The following is a 16,357-nucleotide window of genomic DNA, read 5'->3' on the forward strand; positions in this document are numbered from 1 at the left end:
TTCACAGTATAGGGGATGAGCCAAAATGTCATTAAGTCAGGCGAAAGGTAATAGTCAGACAGCTCCCGATAAAGTCAGCGCCCTCGGCAGCGGCTTTTTTGCTGGCGGCTGCGGCCCCGGCGCGGCGTTGGTGCTTGAGGTTAGCCGCTGTGCGGAGCGGCGGGACAGCCGGGAGCGACGCCGCTGTGCGGAGCAGCGGGACGGCCGGGATGGGTAGCTGCACCTGCGCTGACGCGGCGGGGCAGCTGTACGCCAGGGCTTCCCACTGGCGTATGAACTGCCGGAGCGCGGCGCACAGCCGCGCATCCTCAATGGCCAGGGAGGCGACGTACTCCCTGGCGGTCACCCCGGGCGGCGGCGGTCCATACCGCACCGCCAGCCCGCGCCAGGCCAGAGCGGCAGCGCGCAGCTGCCGCTCGCGGCTTACCCTGCCGGCGCGCCATGCCGCCGGCAGCAGGGCCAGGCTGCGCCGCCAGCGCCAGGCGGCGGCCAGCCCCACCAGCGCCGCTGCTGCCGGCGCTGGCGGGTTCCCGCCCGCCTGCGGCAGGGCGGGTAGAACGTCCGCGCCGCGCGCAGCGGACGCGGGGGTTCCCGGCGGCGCGGATGCAGCCGCCGGGGGGTCTGCCGCGAGGCCTCCGGCAGCGGCGAGAGCGGCAGCGGGCGTGGGGTCGAACGGGACCCAGCCCGTGCCGGGAAAGTAGACCTCCACCCAGGCGTGGGCATCGCCCTGGGTGACGTCATAACGCGGCGGCACGGAGCCCGGCGCCAGCGTACCCGTCCCGTAGCCCTGGACATAACGGGCCGGTATACCGGAGCTCCGAAGCAATACGGTCATCGCTGTTGCGAAATGCACGCAATAGCCCTGCTTCGTGACGAAGAGGAAATCATCCGCGAAATCAGACCCGGTGGGCGGCACCCGGGTCTTCAGCGTATAAGTGAATCCGCTTTGCAGATAATCCCGCACAGCGGTGACAGCTTCATACCGGTTACCCGCTGAAGCTGTGAGCTGCGCAGCCAGCTTGGTGACCCGTTCAGGCAGCAGCACGGGAAGCTGAAGATACTCATTGCGGACAGACAGAGGGTCCATTCCGGAAGAAGCCGCCAGTACATCGGGGTTACTCTCCGGGAGCACAGAGTCTACAGTGTATTCTGCAACTCTGACCGTGCCTCCCGCTTCGGGGAGCCGGAAGCGGGTTTTCTCCGGATTTGCAAGCACATAGCCAAGCCGGCTCCCGTCTTCAAGGATCACGCCCCGGATATCCGTTACCGTTCCGGCACCGAACAGCGGAAGTCCACCCGCAGAAGGAACCGCGAATTGAACGCGCTGAACAAGTCTGCGGCTCCCCCCTGCATTTCCGGATAGCTCCTGTTTGAATACAGGCAGCCCTGTCAGACTGACCGGCAGAAATGCCGCTCCGTCCCTGATCCAGCGTCTCCCGTCATAATAAGCTATACTCTCCCCGCGCCAGTACGAGGGCTGAGAGGCAAACACACTAAACACAGCTTGCGTACTGGATGACAGCGGAGCCCCTAGCTCTGCGTCACTTGAACTGTAGCCTGTGTTCCCTGACAGGGCCTGTTGCTTTTGGTAGGACTCCTTCATTTGCTCTGACGCCCAGTTCTGCATCATGGTCATCACCGGCTGGAAGGTGATTGGCCCTCCCGGACGTGCTCCGTACAACTGCCCCCCGGTCCAGGCCCCTGTTATTATCACTAATGCAGCACCCAGGGCCGCCACTCCCCAGCGTGTATAAGGAAGTGAAGCACTCCCGGTGCGCTCTCTTAGCCGGAGCAGACTATTCAAAGCCTGCATCCATAGAATCAGCCCCACGGCAACTATAATATCGCCCGTTGTTCTGACCGTGAAGCCCATATCCAGTGCAAGAAGATACACCAAGGTCACGAGAGTAAAAAGCGCCGTACTGCCTCTATATAGCGCCAGCTGCTGTACGGAGCAGACCAGCAGTCCCCAGCCCAGCACCAGAATCAGCAAGCGGCTATTCCCGCTAAGCGCCGAGAGATGTCCTGAGAAAAGTAAAGCCACATCCTCTGGAAACCCGGCAGCATACGTGCCCAGCCAGCGTTCCCCTTCGTTGGCGGCACATATATAGAACCAGGTCAGGAACATCATTATGAATTGAACCGCATACAGCAGAAAATTAGGAAGCCGAAGGCTTCCCCACAGCAGCAATGCTGCCGCGGAGAACATGAGCGTGTACAGCAGCCGCTGTGTATCCGGCTCGACGGCAGACCGGAGTAGCGGGAGCAGCCATTCCATGAACAAGCCCATAATAGCCAAAGAGAACAGCAGCCGATAATGCAGAGGACTGCCGTCCCTGTAATCAGCTTGACTGTTCTCCAAAGGGTCCCGGGCGGTCGAGGCAGGGCTTGTACCGCTCCTCTGCTCCAGGCGTTTCTTCCACAGGCCTAATAGCCCTGCGATCGCTCCTGCTGAATCCGGTTGGATGCTACCAAAGTGTTGACTTCTCCTGGAATCCATGGTTTCCGACCCCCTTGTATCCGTTTGACGGGCAACTGTCTCTGAGGCAGTATACATTGGCTCCGAGTCTGGTCAGGCTGGCGCCGACCGTTGAAGCAGGGCTCCATGAATTCTTCTCAGTACCACCTGCCGGCTCCGGAGCGGGTTGATCCCAGACATAATACAGTTCAACCTTCACACCCTGCACCAGAAAACGGGCAAGGGAACGGGCGGATTCTTCCTCCAGCCGGCCTGTAATGACGGCAACGGTCATCCCGGGAATCCAGCCCTTCGAGGCATCCTCCAGCAGAGTGCTTAGAGAACGCCCGCCATCGGGGGCAATTTCGGTGAGCATATCCTGGACTCTGGACGGGATCTGCCCGAGTCCTTCATGTCTTGCCATACCCTCAGGCCACCCGCCGCTGAAGAGCTGCACATATGAACCAGTCTGCTCAGCGGCCAGCAACAGACCCATGGCGGCCGAAACCGCCTGCTCAAATGCATCGGGTGCAGCACTGCGTTGCCCCCGCGGGGTCAAAGCCCCGTATGGAATTTGATATTCTCCTGGAGTGTTGGCAAGAACGATGCAGGACATGCGTCCTTCCTCCCGCTCCGGCACACGGCTCTGCAGCGTTCCCTTGCGGGCACTGTTCTTCCAGTGGATACGGCTGAGCGGATCTCCTGGTGCATACTCGCGGATTTCACCAGCTTCAGCGCTGAAATTCCGGGTACTCCTGCTAAGTGCCACGTCTCCTGCCTTCATACTGCTATAAAGCGCCGCTCCGCCTATATACAAAGGTCTCGGACGGACCTTGAAGCTGTCTCCGCAACCTGACTGGCAGCCGCCAGTGAATAAGCCGAGCATATCTCCCCAGCTTACACTGCTTCCGTGAAGCCGGTGTACACCCCTCTGTACTTCCTCCAGTGGATAGCTATAAGTCAGGGAGCGCCGTAACCCCGGAAAAAGCAATTCCTGGTGTTGTCCTTGGCTCCAGTGGTCGGCTATAACCATCCACGGCAGTGGAATGCTTGATCTGAAGCTGACCTGCACATCTACGGTCAGCGTATCCCCGGCTGCCAAGCTGACACGGGACAGACTTCTCGTAACGGTCACCTGACGCGGGCCCAGGAGCTTCAGCAGCAGCCCGCCTATCATAAGAACTCCGCAGGCCGTCAAGAGAAACAACAGCGTCTCGCCTCCCCGCCAGACATACAGGGATAGAGTGACAGCAGCCACCGCCAGCATTCTCAGCCACTCTCCCAAGGCATTTCGGCCATAGTGGGCAGGCAGGCTCCTGGTAGGACTTACGCTATTTTGATCCTTCCGTTCAAGCGGTTTCTGTTCCATTAAGGATGAAGAGGACAATGGACTACCCTTCCTTTGGTCATAGACTAGCCCCTACTGCCATCCCGATTAGGTAATATGGCTGTTCGAAGCCTGATACTGTCTATTCTTCCCACGAAAAAGAGTGCCTAGACCTCCTGTTTAGCTCCATTTCAAAGCGTTTTTACCCTGCGCTCGTCTATGGTCACTGCTGTTGTCAGCGGCGCATGACCGGCAGCCTCCAGCAGCCCCCGAAGCGAAACCCACAGTGAAGAGCCGATCATTTGCACATCCGCACTGCGGACCTGCTGTCTGCCATCTGCACCTGTTATGGTTAGTTGTTTGCGCGCAGCATCCGCTATGATGGCCCGGCCATTCCAGACAACTTTGCCGGTGCGGCTGGCTGAATCCCAGTTAACCCGGCCGCCAAGCCGCTCTACCACTGCACGCAGCGGAACCCTGTACTGTCCTTCGCTGATGCTGTATTCCCCGGGCAGCAGCTTGGTTTCCAGCAGACCAACTTCCAGTGCCAGCGCTTTGCCCGAGGTGAACAGTTCACGGTTTGGAGCTATATTTGCAGCAATCCAGTCCCTGGAAGGCCCGTTACGACTGGCTTTGGCTGCTGCGTCCGATACTCTGAACTGGACAGGCTGCATCTCTGCATCCAGTACACCAAAAGCATATCCGGCAGACTTGTAGCGCTGGATGATTTCCGGCAAAGCCTTGGCACTCTGTTCATGACCGCCCCCGTCATGCAGCAGGAGGATCACGCGGGAAGCGTTCATATCTGCTACCGATTCCTTCAAAATATCCGCAGCAGGCACCCCTTTCCGCCTGGAATCCCCGCTATCTACTGTCCAGTCCATGACGGAATAGCCCGCTTGCTTCAGCAGATGGAAATACGTCTGGTCGAAATGTCCAAACGTCCCGCCTGGCGCACGAATAAGCTGCGGGCGCACCCCTGTGATATTGCGGACAATCTCCTCAGTTTGCTTGATTTGAGACCAAAACTCCGTAAACCCGCTATATAGATCATGGTAATTATGATTATAGGTATGATTGCCGATGGAATGGCCCTGCTCCCATATAGCATTGATCAGCTCCGGCCGCTGTCTGGCCTGCTCCCCAAGCACGAAAAAAGTCGCCTTTACCCCTTGCTGCCTCAGGATTTCCAGCACCTTCGAAGTGATTTTGCTGGGGCCGTCGTCAAATGTTAAGTAGACTGTCTTGTGCTTGTTGGGCGCAGGAAGATGATTTTGGGCATTATTCTTTGACACAGCAGCTTCTGCCTTAACAGCAGCTTTCGCCGGGGTTATAACCATTCTTGGAGCCATAACTTTCCCTGCTGCCTGTGAAAGTCGGTTTGGCGAATACACCCCTGCATTCCAAGAGGAGCCCGGCTTCGTCTGAAGCTGTCCGGAATTCGCCGCTACCGGGGCCAAATCTTGCTTCACGGGAGCCGGAAGATTATTCTTATAGAGTACAGCCCATCCCCCTACTGCAAATATTAGAACTGCCATAGCAAGCAGCCCGCTTAGAACGATCGGGCGAATATGATTTTTCCGGCTTTCTTTCATCTTCTCTACCTCCAGCATTCTATTGCGCTTTTTGCGCTGTTTGGTAGATTGTATGAAGACAAGCTGCGAAATAGACTTAGGCATGGTGCCCTTGGAGAGTGACGACCTATGGAAATGTTGAATTGGATACAGGAATTGTTCGCGAGTTACGGATATAGTGTACTATTCTTCGGACTTCTGCTGGAGTTTGTGGCCCTGCCTTTTCCGGGGGAGACTACTATGGCATTTGCGGGCTTCCTGTCCTATACCGGCAGACTTGACTTCTTTGTACTGATTGCCGTAGCTTTTGCCGGAACTACAATTGGCATGACTGTGACTTATTTCATCGGACTTAAGGCCGGGCTTCCTTTTATTCGCCGTTATGGAAAATGGTTTTTGTTCTCAGAGACCAAGCTGGAGAAAACGCAGCATTGGTTCGACCGCTATGGCAGTATACTGGTTTCCATAGGCTACTTCATTCCTGGAGTCCGGCATTTTACCGGCTATTTTTCCGGCATTACCGCCCTGCCGTTCCGGAAATTTGCCCTCTATGCATACAGCGGTGCCCTGTTATGGGTAGTGCTTTTTCTGGGAATCGGAAAAGTGTTCGGTCCGCAGTGGATGGGCATCTTTCACCTCATCGAACAGAATGCGGTCTGGATTGTCTCCGGTATCGCCGGTCTTGCAGCCCTTATTATCCTCTACCGCTGCCGGCGTAGCATCAGCGCCCGTCTTCTCCGGCGCAAAGGAAGTATGAACCTGGATTCAAAAGTGAACGTCAAGGTCAAGGAACCTTCCAAGTGAAGATTTGTCCCCTATCGTTACTGAAATGACTGATTTCACCTGTTCTCCCGGCGCCGGCGCAGCAATGAAAAACCTCCAAGCAGCAAGGCCACCCCTGCGAAGCCGGCTCCACCTGTAAAGCCCAGCGCCCTCGGCCCCATCATATCCAGCAGCCAGCCTGCACCAAACATGGACACTCCAATCAAAGATCCGCTGATCGCTGCCAATATTCCAAAAACCACCGGCTGCTGGGCCTGAGGCGTATTCCTCATCACCAGTGTATCGAGACAGGCATTGCCTATCCCTCCGCACAGCGACAGCAGAATATAAAGGACAAAGGCCGCTCCAAAGTGGCTGCTGCCGCTGATACTCATCAGCAGAATTCCCTCCAGCAGTAATCCGACAAGCGCGATAGATAGCAGCCTCTTCTTCAGTAGCCGTCCGGCAAAAAAGCTAAGGCTGAGTCCGATGCCCAGCGCGCCATAAAAGGCTCCGACTCCGGCATCCCCCGCATGAAAAACCTGCACAGCATACACGCTGATCAACACATTGTCCCAGCCATTGATAATCGGCACCAGTAACTCGTAGGCCATAATAATCTGCAGCACCTGACTGCCGCCAATCAGAATTTTGAGAGTCTGTAAGCGGCCAGCCCGTCTCCGAAATCCCTGCTGTAACTCTGCTGAATCAGAGTCTGCACTCTGTTCATCCCCACTGACAGCATTCTCCGGAAACCTTATACCCCGGATCAGAAGTGCTGCCAGCATGAAAGAGGCTGCATTCAGGACAAAACCCATTTTCGGCCCCCACCACAGGGACACAATTCCACCTGTAAATGCCCCGAGGATGAGTACACATCCGGTCATTAACTGCTCCAGGCTATTAATCTTAAGCAAAGCATCCGGTCCGGCCAGCAGTGGAATCGAAGATTTGCGCACCGGACTGTAAATCGCCTCCCCAGCCGCCATAATAAAGCTCCCTGCATAGAGCAGCCATAACTTGTCCTCCCCATCCACCAGCAGAAAGGACAGTGCAATCGGCACCCGCAGGATATCAACGGCCATCATGAGGGTTTTGCGCGGTATTTTCAAGACCAGTATCCCGGCAAGAGGGGCCATGAACAGATAGGGAATAACTCTTACCCCCAGTGCGATCCCTACCGCCATTCCCGAGCCAGTCACCTTTAGAATGAGTGCCAGCATGGCGATACTACTGAACCGGTCACCGATGCCATTTACAAGACCTGCTGTGAACAGCCGTGAATACCCTCCCTTATTCCTTGTCCGCACTGCCACGGAGCTGTCTTTCAATCCATTCATGTTCACAACGCTTACCCTCACATTCATCATTAAATAATTATCTAATTAGATGTTATTCTAATATATGTGATTTGGCAAGCTTTTATTTGCTTTGATTCCACGTAAGAATACAGGGATAATGAGAGTACGAATCCTACCGGAAAGAAGGACGTTTGTGTGAAAATAGACCGTTTGCTCTCCATCGTCATATTGCTGATGAACCGGCCCCTGGTTCAGGCCAAGGATTTGGCCGAGATGTTCGAGGTGTCTGTACGCACTATTTACCGTGATATCGATAGTATTAACGGCGCGGGTATCCCCGTCGTCACCTATCAGGGTGCCAATGGCGGCATTGGCCTTATGGAAGGATACCGGCTGGACCGCAATGTCCTCACCGAACGCGAACTGGCGGATATTTTCACGGCTCTGCAGAGCGTCTCCTCCTACGGTGGAGGTGGACACAACCTGCTTATGGAAAAAATCAGCAGCGTTATTCCTCCCTCCAAGTCGCAGGCCTTCCGCACCAAAACAACTCAGCTGATTGTCGACTTCTCCCCCTGGGGGCTGCAGGGTCTGCTGGAAGAGCGTCTGTCCCTTCTCAAGGAGGCGCTGGAGGAGAGCACTGCCGTAGCTTTTGATTATGTCGATGCAGACGGCGGGGTCAGCCACCGGTCTGTGGAGCCTTATACACTAGTACATAAAGGTGCGGGGTGGTATCTATATGGCTACTGCACTGAGCGTCAGGATTTCAGGCTGTTCAAGCTGCAGCGAATGAAGGCACTGGTCAAAGAAACCCGAAGCTACGAACGCCTGGATATTCCGCTGAAGGATCTGCCCTGGACAGAGGGCTGGAAAGAACCGCTGCACACACAAGCTATCGTCTTGCATTTTTCGGCGGAGGGCAGACATCTGGCGGAGGACTACTTCGATTCGGAAGAGCTGGAACCGGCTGGAGACGGCGGATACACCGTTAAGGTGGCTTATGCGGAAAACAACTGGCTGTATGGATTTTTGCTGAGCTTCGGAACGGTTGTGGAGGTACTGGAACCGGAACCGATCCGCCGCAAACTGGCCGGACTCGCAGCAGAAATCGCCGCCAAATATAAAGACAGCTTGTAAACCTGAAGGTATGTTGTCAGGTTTGGTATTTTATACTGTGGAGGAATACGGGCTGAAGGAGCCCAATCCATATCCAAGGAGCGTGTTAATAGTGGAAATGACAGCATCCCGTGAAAGCGGAATCCCCATCTGCCAAAGCTGCGGAATGCCGATGGCTGAGGCAGAGCTGCAGGGCACTGACCGTGAAGGCAGCAAGACGGAAGAGTATTGTGTATATTGCTACGAGAGTGGAGAATTCAAGCAACCGGAGACTACCATGGAAGAGATGGCTGATCTGTGCGCCGGATACATGGTAGAGGAGGGCATGGATGAAGCTGAGGCACGAAGTATTCTGGCTAACAGCCTGCCGCGTTTGAAGCGCTGGAGTACAGGGGCCGAGGTCCAAAAATCCCTGTAAACAAGGGACAATGTATCAGCAAAAGGACTACCCATGCTGGATAGTCCTTTTGTTCATAGATATGAGTACAAGTTCTTGCAAGTAAGTAGCTTATGCCTGCTGTGACTTCACTTTCTGTAGCTGCACAGGCTCCTCCTCTTCCGTTTTCAGGAAATCAGGCTGCGGAGAGGTTTTCTTGATGAACAAGGCCAGCACCAGGGCCACAACGGTTACCCAGGTAGCTACGGTAAACGCATGGGTAATCCCGTTGATCGTGGCATCCTGTGTAAGTTTGAGCATTGCCGCCTTGTCGGTCTGGGATACAGCTCCGCTCATTACAGCATCCGTAATGTTGCTCTTCGTACGGTTGGTCATCAGGCTGACGAATAGCGCCATCCCCAGTGCTCCGCCGACCGTCCGCAGCGTATTCGACATTGCGGTTCCGTGTGAAGCCAAGCGCTGCGGCAGCTGGTTCAGACCGGCGGTTACAATTGGCATCATCAGCATGGACATCCCGAACATCCGGGCTGTGTACGTCAGAATCAGGTGAGTGTACGTAGTTGTATGGGTAATCTGGCTGAATTCCCAAGTGGTAACGGTAGTAATAACCAGACCGATAACGGACAGCCATCTGGCACCGATTTTATCAAAAATAATCCCTGTGATCGGAGACATTACGCCCATAAGAATTGCACCCGGCAGCAGCATCAGCCCCGACTCCATAGGTGTAAAGCCACGGATCGTCTGCAGATAAATCGGCAGCAGGATCATACCGGAATACAGTGCCATCGTAACAATAATGTTAATGACTGTAGTCAATGAGTACATATTGTACCGGAATATACGGAACTCGAGCAGCGGCTTGTCGGTGGTAAGCTCACGCCATACAAACAAAGCCAGAGATACAACGCCAAGAATCAGGCAGGCATATACTGTCGGGCTGTTCCAGCCGTCTGTACCGGCATCACTGAAGCCATACAGCAATCCGCCGAAACCAAGCGTCGACAGGACCACACCCAATTTATCCAATCTGGGCGAAGTCAGCTTTCCGACATTCTGCATCGTCTTCATTCCCAGCAGCGTGGAGAAAATAGCCAGCGGAAGCACAATGTAGAACAGCACCCGCCAGGAATAGTTCTGAACCACCCAGCCGGACAGCGTAGGTCCTACAGCCGGGGCAAAAATCATAGCAACCGCCATCAGGCCCATCGCTTTACCGCGCTCTTCAATCGGGAAGATCCGCAGGAAGACGATGTTCATCAACGGCATTAGAATACCTGCGCCGACAGCCTGGATCACTCTGCCGACCATAATCATCTCAAATCCGGTCCCTATGGCACAGACCAGCGTTCCTATAGAAAAAAGGATCATTGCCGTAGTAAATAATTGACGGGTGGTAAACTTCTCCACCAGATAAGCACTGATTGGAATAAGCACCCCGTTCACCAGCATAAATCCTGTGGTCAGCCATTGCGCCGTATTGGCGGCAATGTTGAGGTCCTCCATCATTTTGGGCAGTGCCACATTCATCAGCGTCTGATTCAGCAGCGCTACGAATGCGCCAATCAAAAGGGCTGCAATAATGGGGCCTCTGCGTATCGTCTTCGACGGCGAGCCAGCGTTAGCAGATATTGTACTCATAGCTTCTTGTTCTCTCTCCCTTGTTCTAAAATTTTAATAATTTCACCATGCAATCGCAGCAGCTCTTTGGCATCTTCAGCGGGTATGTTCGACAATGGCTCCAGATGGCTTCTGAGCGACTGCTTGCTTCGCTCCCTGATCTCCAGGCCTTTCTCAGTCATTGCCAGCCTAAATATGCGTTTGTCGCTCTCTGAGCGTTGTCTGGTTATCAGTCCAGCCTTTACCATCCGGTCCACTACACCGCTCGCAGCGCTGTTCCCCAAATGCAACAGGTCCGCAAGCTCCGTGATCCCTATATCAGGGTGAGCCGCCAATTTACGCAAGACCATTAACTGGGTAGATGTAATGCCCAGCTCGTCTGCATCCTTCCACATCAGCTGTTGAAAATTATGGATGATACAACGGAACGAAGAAAAGATTTCATCCAATTGCTGCTCTTTATCCTCCAACACTCATTACCTCCATGAAATTCACATACTCAATAATACTTCGCATGCGAACTATTTTACTATTTACTTATTTATTCGTCAACCATTTACTGAAAATTTCTGAAACTATCATTTTGGTATTTGGAGTATTTCCGGTTTAATATATACTTTAGAAGAATGACAACATTAAAGCGGAAGCGGTGAGCCTCTTGAATCTTGAAGCACGGACAATCTGGAGCGCCAAGCATAAGCAATTGACTGGAATCATTACAAAACGTGAGGAGCATACTAATGCGGCAGCTCTGTTCCTGGAGCTCCATGCCAACCTGTACGCCTCGGATGGCACGAATCAGGGACAGGTGACCTATGAAGATGTGCTGTTAGAAGATCTCCGCGAGCAAACCCTGCGCAGTTATCCGGTACATACCGTTAACAGTAATAATTCGATCGTGTGGCATATTTGGCACTGTGCCCGAATTGAGGACATTACCATGAATATCCTCATTGCAGACAGTGAACAAATCCTTCATTCCGGACATTTTGCCGACAAGCTTCAAACCCCTTTTATTCATTCCGGAAACGGGATGAGCGAAGAGGAAATCGCCGAATTCAGTGAAACGGTCCACATTGAAGCTTTGCTGGCTTACCGTCAGGCCGTAGCAGCACGGACACGGTCCATCATCGCTGCTCTGCAGCCCGGGCAGTTTCGGGCCAAACCCGGTCCCGCGCAGATCAGCAGAATTTCCGGGGAAGGCGCTGTGAAAGAATCGGAACAATGGCTCATTGATTACTGGGGGAGCAAGACCATTGCGGGCCTGGTGCTGATGCCTGCCACGAGGCATAACTTCGTTCATTTAAATAAAGCCATGCGGATCAAGCTGAAACTGCAAAAATAACAGGACTCCTAAGCTCATTGAATCCGGCATCCAAAATGAAAGAGCGCACCCCATCTTGCAAAGGGTGCGCTCTTTGAATTTATTTAAGCTAATTATAGATCGCTTCTAATGCCCACTATTACAGGCTTAACCGCGCTGCCTTTTTTCACCTTTGGGGTAGGGAGGGGGGCACTGTTCTCCAGCCCGCTGGCGATAGACATCATGAGCTTGATCCGGTTCGCCTGGTTCACGACACTGACCCCCGCATCATAATCAATGGCGGCAATGTTGGCGCCGGGATACAGATCCTTCAGCCCCTTAATCATTCCCCGTCCGGTAATATGATTCGGCAGACAGGCGAAAGGCTGAATACAAGCTATATTATTAACCCCGTTATCCAGCAGATCCATCATTTCCGCAGTCAGGAACCAGCCCTCGCCCATTTGGTTGCCCACAGAGACCAGGCGGCTGGCCTTCTCGGCCAGTCCGTAGATATTCTCTCGCCCTTTGGCCAGTCCTGCTTCTTCCAGCGCCACCTTAACTGGTTTGCGGTAAATTTCCAGATAAGAGATCAGCATTGGATTAATGTAGCCCAGCTTTCTACTTTTGCCGAACTGCTCAGCTTTGTAAATGGGATTGTAGACGCAATAGAAAATGAAATCCAGGAAATCCGGCATGACCGCTTCGCCGCCCTCGGCTTCAATCATCTCAATGATGTGATTATTGGCATCCGGATGAAATTTGATCAGGATTTCACCCACGATTCCCACTCGCGGCTTCACGGCTCTAATCACAGGGAGCTGGCTGAATTCTGCCACGATCTCCCGGGTCAGACGTTTGTATTCCCTGAACGAGAAGGTAGACAGGCTGGACTTGCAGCGGTCCATCCCTTTGCGGAACAAGGCCTGGGCGCTTCCCGGAATCACCTCATACGGTCTGAAGCGGTGCAGCAGACGCATCATCAGGTCGCCGTAACACGCGGCTGCAATCAGGCGGTTTGCCAGCTTCAGGCTAATGCGGAAGCCGGGCTGGTTCTCCATTCCGGAGGCATTCAGCGAAATTACCGGAATCTGCCCCAGGCCGGAATCCTTCAGTGCCTTGCGCAGCAGTGAAATATAATTAGTTGCCCGGCAGCCTCCCCCCGTCTGCGACATAATCACAGCGGTCCGGTTCGGATCATAGTCTCCGCTCTTTAGCGCCGACAGCATTTGTCCGATGGTGACAATCGCCGGATAGCAGGCATCATTATTTACATATCTGAGACCCTCCTCTGTCTCCTTCGGTCCGGTGCTCTCCAGGATTTTGAGCCGGTATCCGGCGTCACGGAAGACCCGTTCGAACAGTTCGAAATGAATCGGTGACATTTGCGGAGCCAGAATAGTGTAGGTTTCCTTCATTTCCTTTGTAAAAGGCACGTTGGCCTGTGCCTTGTAAAGAAGCTGAGGTTGAACATCGCCCTTCTCCCGTTCGCGCATGGCCGCGAGCAGGGACCGCAGACGGATGCGCGCGGCACCCAGATTGCTGATCTCATCAATCTTGATTAAGGTATATACCTTGTTATTGCGTTCCATAATGTCCTGAACCGCATCGCATGTGATGGCATCAATACCGCAGCCGAACGAGGTCAGCTGCACCAGCTCCAAATCGTTTCTGCTGGCGGCCAGACGGGCTGCGCGGTACATCCGGGCATGATAGGTCCACTGGTTAACTACTCCCACATCCCCTTCACTGCGGTCCAGGTGACAGACTGAATCCTCGGTCAGCACAGCCAGCCCCATGCCCGTAATCATCTCAGCAATGCCATGATTAATCTCAGGGTCTGCATGGTAGGGATGTCCGCAGAGCAGAATCCCCTTGGTATCACTATGAGTAAGGAATTCGAGCGTTTCTTCGCCTTTGTTTCGCAGATCTGCTTTGGCCCGTTCGGCTTCGGTGAGACCGGTCTGCACGGCAGCGGCAATCTCTTCCTTGGGAATATCCATAAAAGTCTTCACTAGAACCCGGGTCAGCGCCGGGATATCATCAAAGGTCAGAAATGGACTCACGAGCGGTATGCCTTTTTCTTTTAGCCCATCCATGTTGTTGCGGATGACTTCGGGATAGGAGGCCACCACTGGACAGTTGAAATGGTTCTGCGCCGCGTCATCTTCCTTCTTCTCGTACACAACAGCCGGGTAAAAAATGAAATCGACTCCCTTGCTAAGCAGGCTCTGGACATGGCCATGGGCCATCTTCGCCGGATAACAAATGGATTCCGAAGGGATGGTATCCATTCCACTCTCATAGAGCTTCTTGCTGGACTTCGGCGACAGCACCGTCCGGTAGCGCAGTGTGGTAAAAAAGGTATGCCAGAACGGGTAGTTCTCAAACATATTCATAGTCCGCGGAATGCCGACCGTCCCCCGCTGCGCCTGCTCCTCAGGCAGCCCCTCATAATCAAAAAACCGTTCATATTTATATTGCATCAGATTCGGAAGGCTATTCTTCTCTTTCTTGCCCCCGGCCCCGCGCTCACAGCGGTTGCCAGTTACATGGAAGCTCTTGTCGGGGAAGCGGCTGATCGTCAGTGCACAGTTGTTGGCGCAAAGGCCGCAGCGGCCCGGAGAGACTTCATATTTGAAGGCTTCCAGTTCCTCGGGTCCCAGAAGGGTGCTGGTTCCGTCAAGTCCAGCATGCTCTCTGGCAATCAGCGCACACCCGTAAGCGCCCATCACACCGGCAATATCCGGTCTGACCACGGTTCTTCCGGTGAGCAGTTCAAACGCCCGAAGCACCGCCTCATTATAAAAGGTACCGCCCTGCACGATGATATTGCGTCCCAGATCCTCTGGGTTGCGGATTTTGATTACCTTTTGCAGCGCATTCTTAATAACGGAATACGCAAGCCCTGCCGATAAATCGGCTAGAGTGGCGCCTTCCTTCTGAACCTGCTTCACTTTGGAATTCATAAAGACCGTACAGCGCGAGCCCAGGTTGACCGGCTCCGTGGATTCTAATGCGGCTGCGGCAAATTCTCCAATGCCTAGCTCCAGAGCTGACGCAAAGCTCTCCAGGAAGGAGCCGCAGCCCGCGGAGCAGGCTTCGTTCAGCATGAGGCTGTCGATGGCGCCGCCGCGGATCTTGATGCACTTCATATCCTGTCCGCCGATATCGAGGATGAAATCAACCTCCGGCATGAACTTGGAGGCTGCCTTATAGTGGGCTACCGTCTCCACTTCGCCTCCATCTGTACGAAGCGCTGCCTTGACCAGGCCTTCGCCATAACCGGTTGCATAGGCACCGGCAATATGACAGCCCTCCGGCAGAATCCGGTAAATCTCCTTCAGAGCATCGCTTACAGACTGCAGGGGATTGCCTTTGTTGCTTCCATAAAAGGTATAGAGGATTTCGTCTGCTGAGCCGGTAATTACCAGCTTGGTTGTGGTAGACCCGGCATCAATGCCGAGATAACAGGGACCGCGATATGTATCCAGTTCAGAGCGCGGAGCTGCCGCCTGGCCGTGGCGGAGACGGAACTGCGCCAGATCGTCCGGCGTCGCGAACAGCGGCTGCAGCTCGGCATCCTCAGCGCGGTCGGCTGAGAAGTCCACGGCGTCGAGCCGGGCCAGCCAGCCGGACAGCGGCAGAACCAGCGGATCGTTCTGTGACAGTGCTGAACCAATAGCGACAAAATACTGTGAACGCTCCGGGAACAGTACATCCCCTTCGTTCAGTCCAAGGGTCTCTGCAAAACGTTGCCGCAGCGCGGGCAGGAAGGTCAGCGGTCCGCCCAGGAAGGCTACCCGTCCGCGGATCGGGCGTCCGCAGGCCAGTCCGCTGATCGTCTGGTTGACGATGCTCTGAAAAATAGAAGCCGCCACATCCTCGCGGCGGGCGCCTTCATTAAGCAGCGGCTGCACATCGCTTTTGGCAAATACACCGCACCGCGATGCGATAGGGTAGATCCTTTCATGCTGTTCGGCCAGGGTATTCAGGCCCGCCGGGTCTGTCTGCAGCAGGGAAGCCATCTGATCAATGAATGCTCCCGTGCCGCCCGCACAGGCCGTGTTCATCCGCTGCTCAATGCCGCCGCTGAGATAGATGATTTTGGCGTCCTCTCCGCCAAGCTCAATCGCTGTATCACACTGCGGGATCAGCTCGCTGATCGCTTTCGTGCAGGCAATGACCTCCTGAACAAAGGGGACCTCGCCAAGCTTCGAGAGAGACAAGCCGGAGGAACCGCTTACAGTAAGTGCAGCCTCACGATCCGGGAACCTGTCCCGCACATCCGACAGGAGGGATAGCGCAGCTTTTTTTATATCGCTAAAATGTCTCACATAATCCTGATATATAATCGCATCACGTTCCATAACAACCAATTTGGCCGTAGTTGATCCGACGTCCAGCCCAATACGCAGCATCATCATGCCCTCATCACCATGCCTTGCTCCAAATTTGAAGTAATATGAGGCAACTATATCATGAGAGCGCCTTATAGA

11 protein-coding genes are annotated in these 16,357 nt (G+C 54.2%); 4 read left to right on the forward strand and 7 right to left on the reverse strand.

Going from position 1 to position 16,357, the window contains the following annotated elements; translation table 11 throughout:
* Positions 1 to 31 precede the first annotated feature (31 nt).
* From A3842_RS21535 to A3842_RS21545, 3 genes are all read right to left on the reverse strand, one after another.
* The gene (locus A3842_RS21535; protein ID WP_074102693.1) at positions 32 to 2,500 is read right to left on the reverse strand and encodes a DUF4129 domain-containing transglutaminase family protein; all 2,469 of its coding nucleotides are present in this window, start codon (positions 2,498 to 2,500) and stop codon (positions 32 to 34) included.
* A complete protein-coding gene (locus tag A3842_RS21540; protein ID WP_083609683.1) occupies positions 2,469 to 3,827 on the reverse strand; it encodes a DUF58 domain-containing protein in 1,359 nt (452 codons plus the stop codon). Before A3842_RS21540 ends, A3842_RS21535 begins: the two co-directional genes overlap by 32 nt.
* Before the next feature lie 149 nt (positions 3,828 to 3,976).
* Positions 3,977 to 5,380 (reverse strand): polysaccharide deacetylase family protein, encoded by a 1,404-nt coding sequence (locus tag A3842_RS21545; RefSeq protein ID WP_074102695.1) that lies wholly within the window; start codon positions 5,378 to 5,380, stop codon positions 3,977 to 3,979.
* 108 nt (positions 5,381 to 5,488) lie between these two features.
* On the opposite strand from A3842_RS21545, the gene A3842_RS21550 reads away from it, so the two are divergent.
* On the forward strand, positions 5,489 to 6,163 hold the full coding sequence (locus A3842_RS21550; RefSeq protein ID WP_074086853.1) for a DedA family protein: 675 nt from the start codon (positions 5,489 to 5,491) through the stop codon (positions 6,161 to 6,163).
* Between the two features lie 35 nt (positions 6,164 to 6,198).
* Here the strand turns inward: A3842_RS21550 and A3842_RS21555 are convergent, their stop codons facing one another.
* Complete coding sequence (locus A3842_RS21555) at positions 6,199 to 7,461, reverse strand: MFS transporter (protein WP_074102762.1); 1,263 nt, start codon at positions 7,459 to 7,461, stop codon at positions 6,199 to 6,201.
* 156 nt (positions 7,462 to 7,617) lie between these two features.
* Between A3842_RS21555 and A3842_RS21560 the strand changes: the two genes are divergently transcribed.
* Positions 7,618 to 8,559 (forward strand): helix-turn-helix transcriptional regulator, encoded by a 942-nt coding sequence (locus A3842_RS21560; RefSeq protein WP_074086852.1) that lies wholly within the window; start codon positions 7,618 to 7,620, stop codon positions 8,557 to 8,559.
* A 97-nt stretch (positions 8,560 to 8,656) separates the two neighbouring features.
* On the forward strand, positions 8,657 to 8,956 hold the full coding sequence (locus A3842_RS21565) for a zinc ribbon domain-containing protein (protein ID WP_074086898.1): 300 nt from the start codon (positions 8,657 to 8,659) through the stop codon (positions 8,954 to 8,956).
* A 90-nt stretch (positions 8,957 to 9,046) separates the two neighbouring features.
* Here the strand turns inward: A3842_RS21565 and A3842_RS21570 are convergent, their stop codons facing one another.
* Both A3842_RS21570 and A3842_RS21575 read right to left on the reverse strand, forming a co-directional pair.
* Positions 9,047 to 10,576, reverse strand: a complete 1,530-nt coding sequence (locus tag A3842_RS21570; RefSeq protein WP_074102696.1) for a DHA2 family efflux MFS transporter permease subunit — start codon at positions 10,574 to 10,576, stop codon at positions 9,047 to 9,049.
* Positions 10,573 to 11,028: a MarR family winged helix-turn-helix transcriptional regulator gene (locus A3842_RS21575; RefSeq protein WP_074086850.1), complete on the reverse strand. Its 456-nt coding sequence runs from the start codon at positions 11,026 to 11,028 to the stop codon at positions 10,573 to 10,575. Before A3842_RS21575 ends, A3842_RS21570 begins: the two co-directional genes overlap by 4 nt.
* Positions 11,029 to 11,204: 176 nt before the next feature.
* On the opposite strand from A3842_RS21575, the gene A3842_RS21580 reads away from it, so the two are divergent.
* On the forward strand, positions 11,205 to 11,900 hold the full coding sequence (locus A3842_RS21580) for a DinB family protein (RefSeq protein ID WP_256701802.1): 696 nt from the start codon (positions 11,205 to 11,207) through the stop codon (positions 11,898 to 11,900).
* Positions 11,901 to 11,992: 92 nt separating this feature from the next.
* Here A3842_RS21580 and A3842_RS21585 read toward each other — a convergent pair whose 3' ends face one another.
* A complete protein-coding gene (locus A3842_RS21585) occupies positions 11,993 to 16,279 on the reverse strand; it encodes a 2-hydroxyacyl-CoA dehydratase (protein ID WP_256701804.1) in 4,287 nt (1,428 codons plus the stop codon).
* Positions 16,280 to 16,357 lie beyond the last annotated feature (78 nt).

Origin of the sequence: Paenibacillus sp. P3E (assembly GCF_001909045.1) — a bacterium.
Lineage (GTDB): Bacteria > Bacillota > Bacilli > Paenibacillales > Paenibacillaceae > Paenibacillus_AQ > Paenibacillus_AQ helianthi.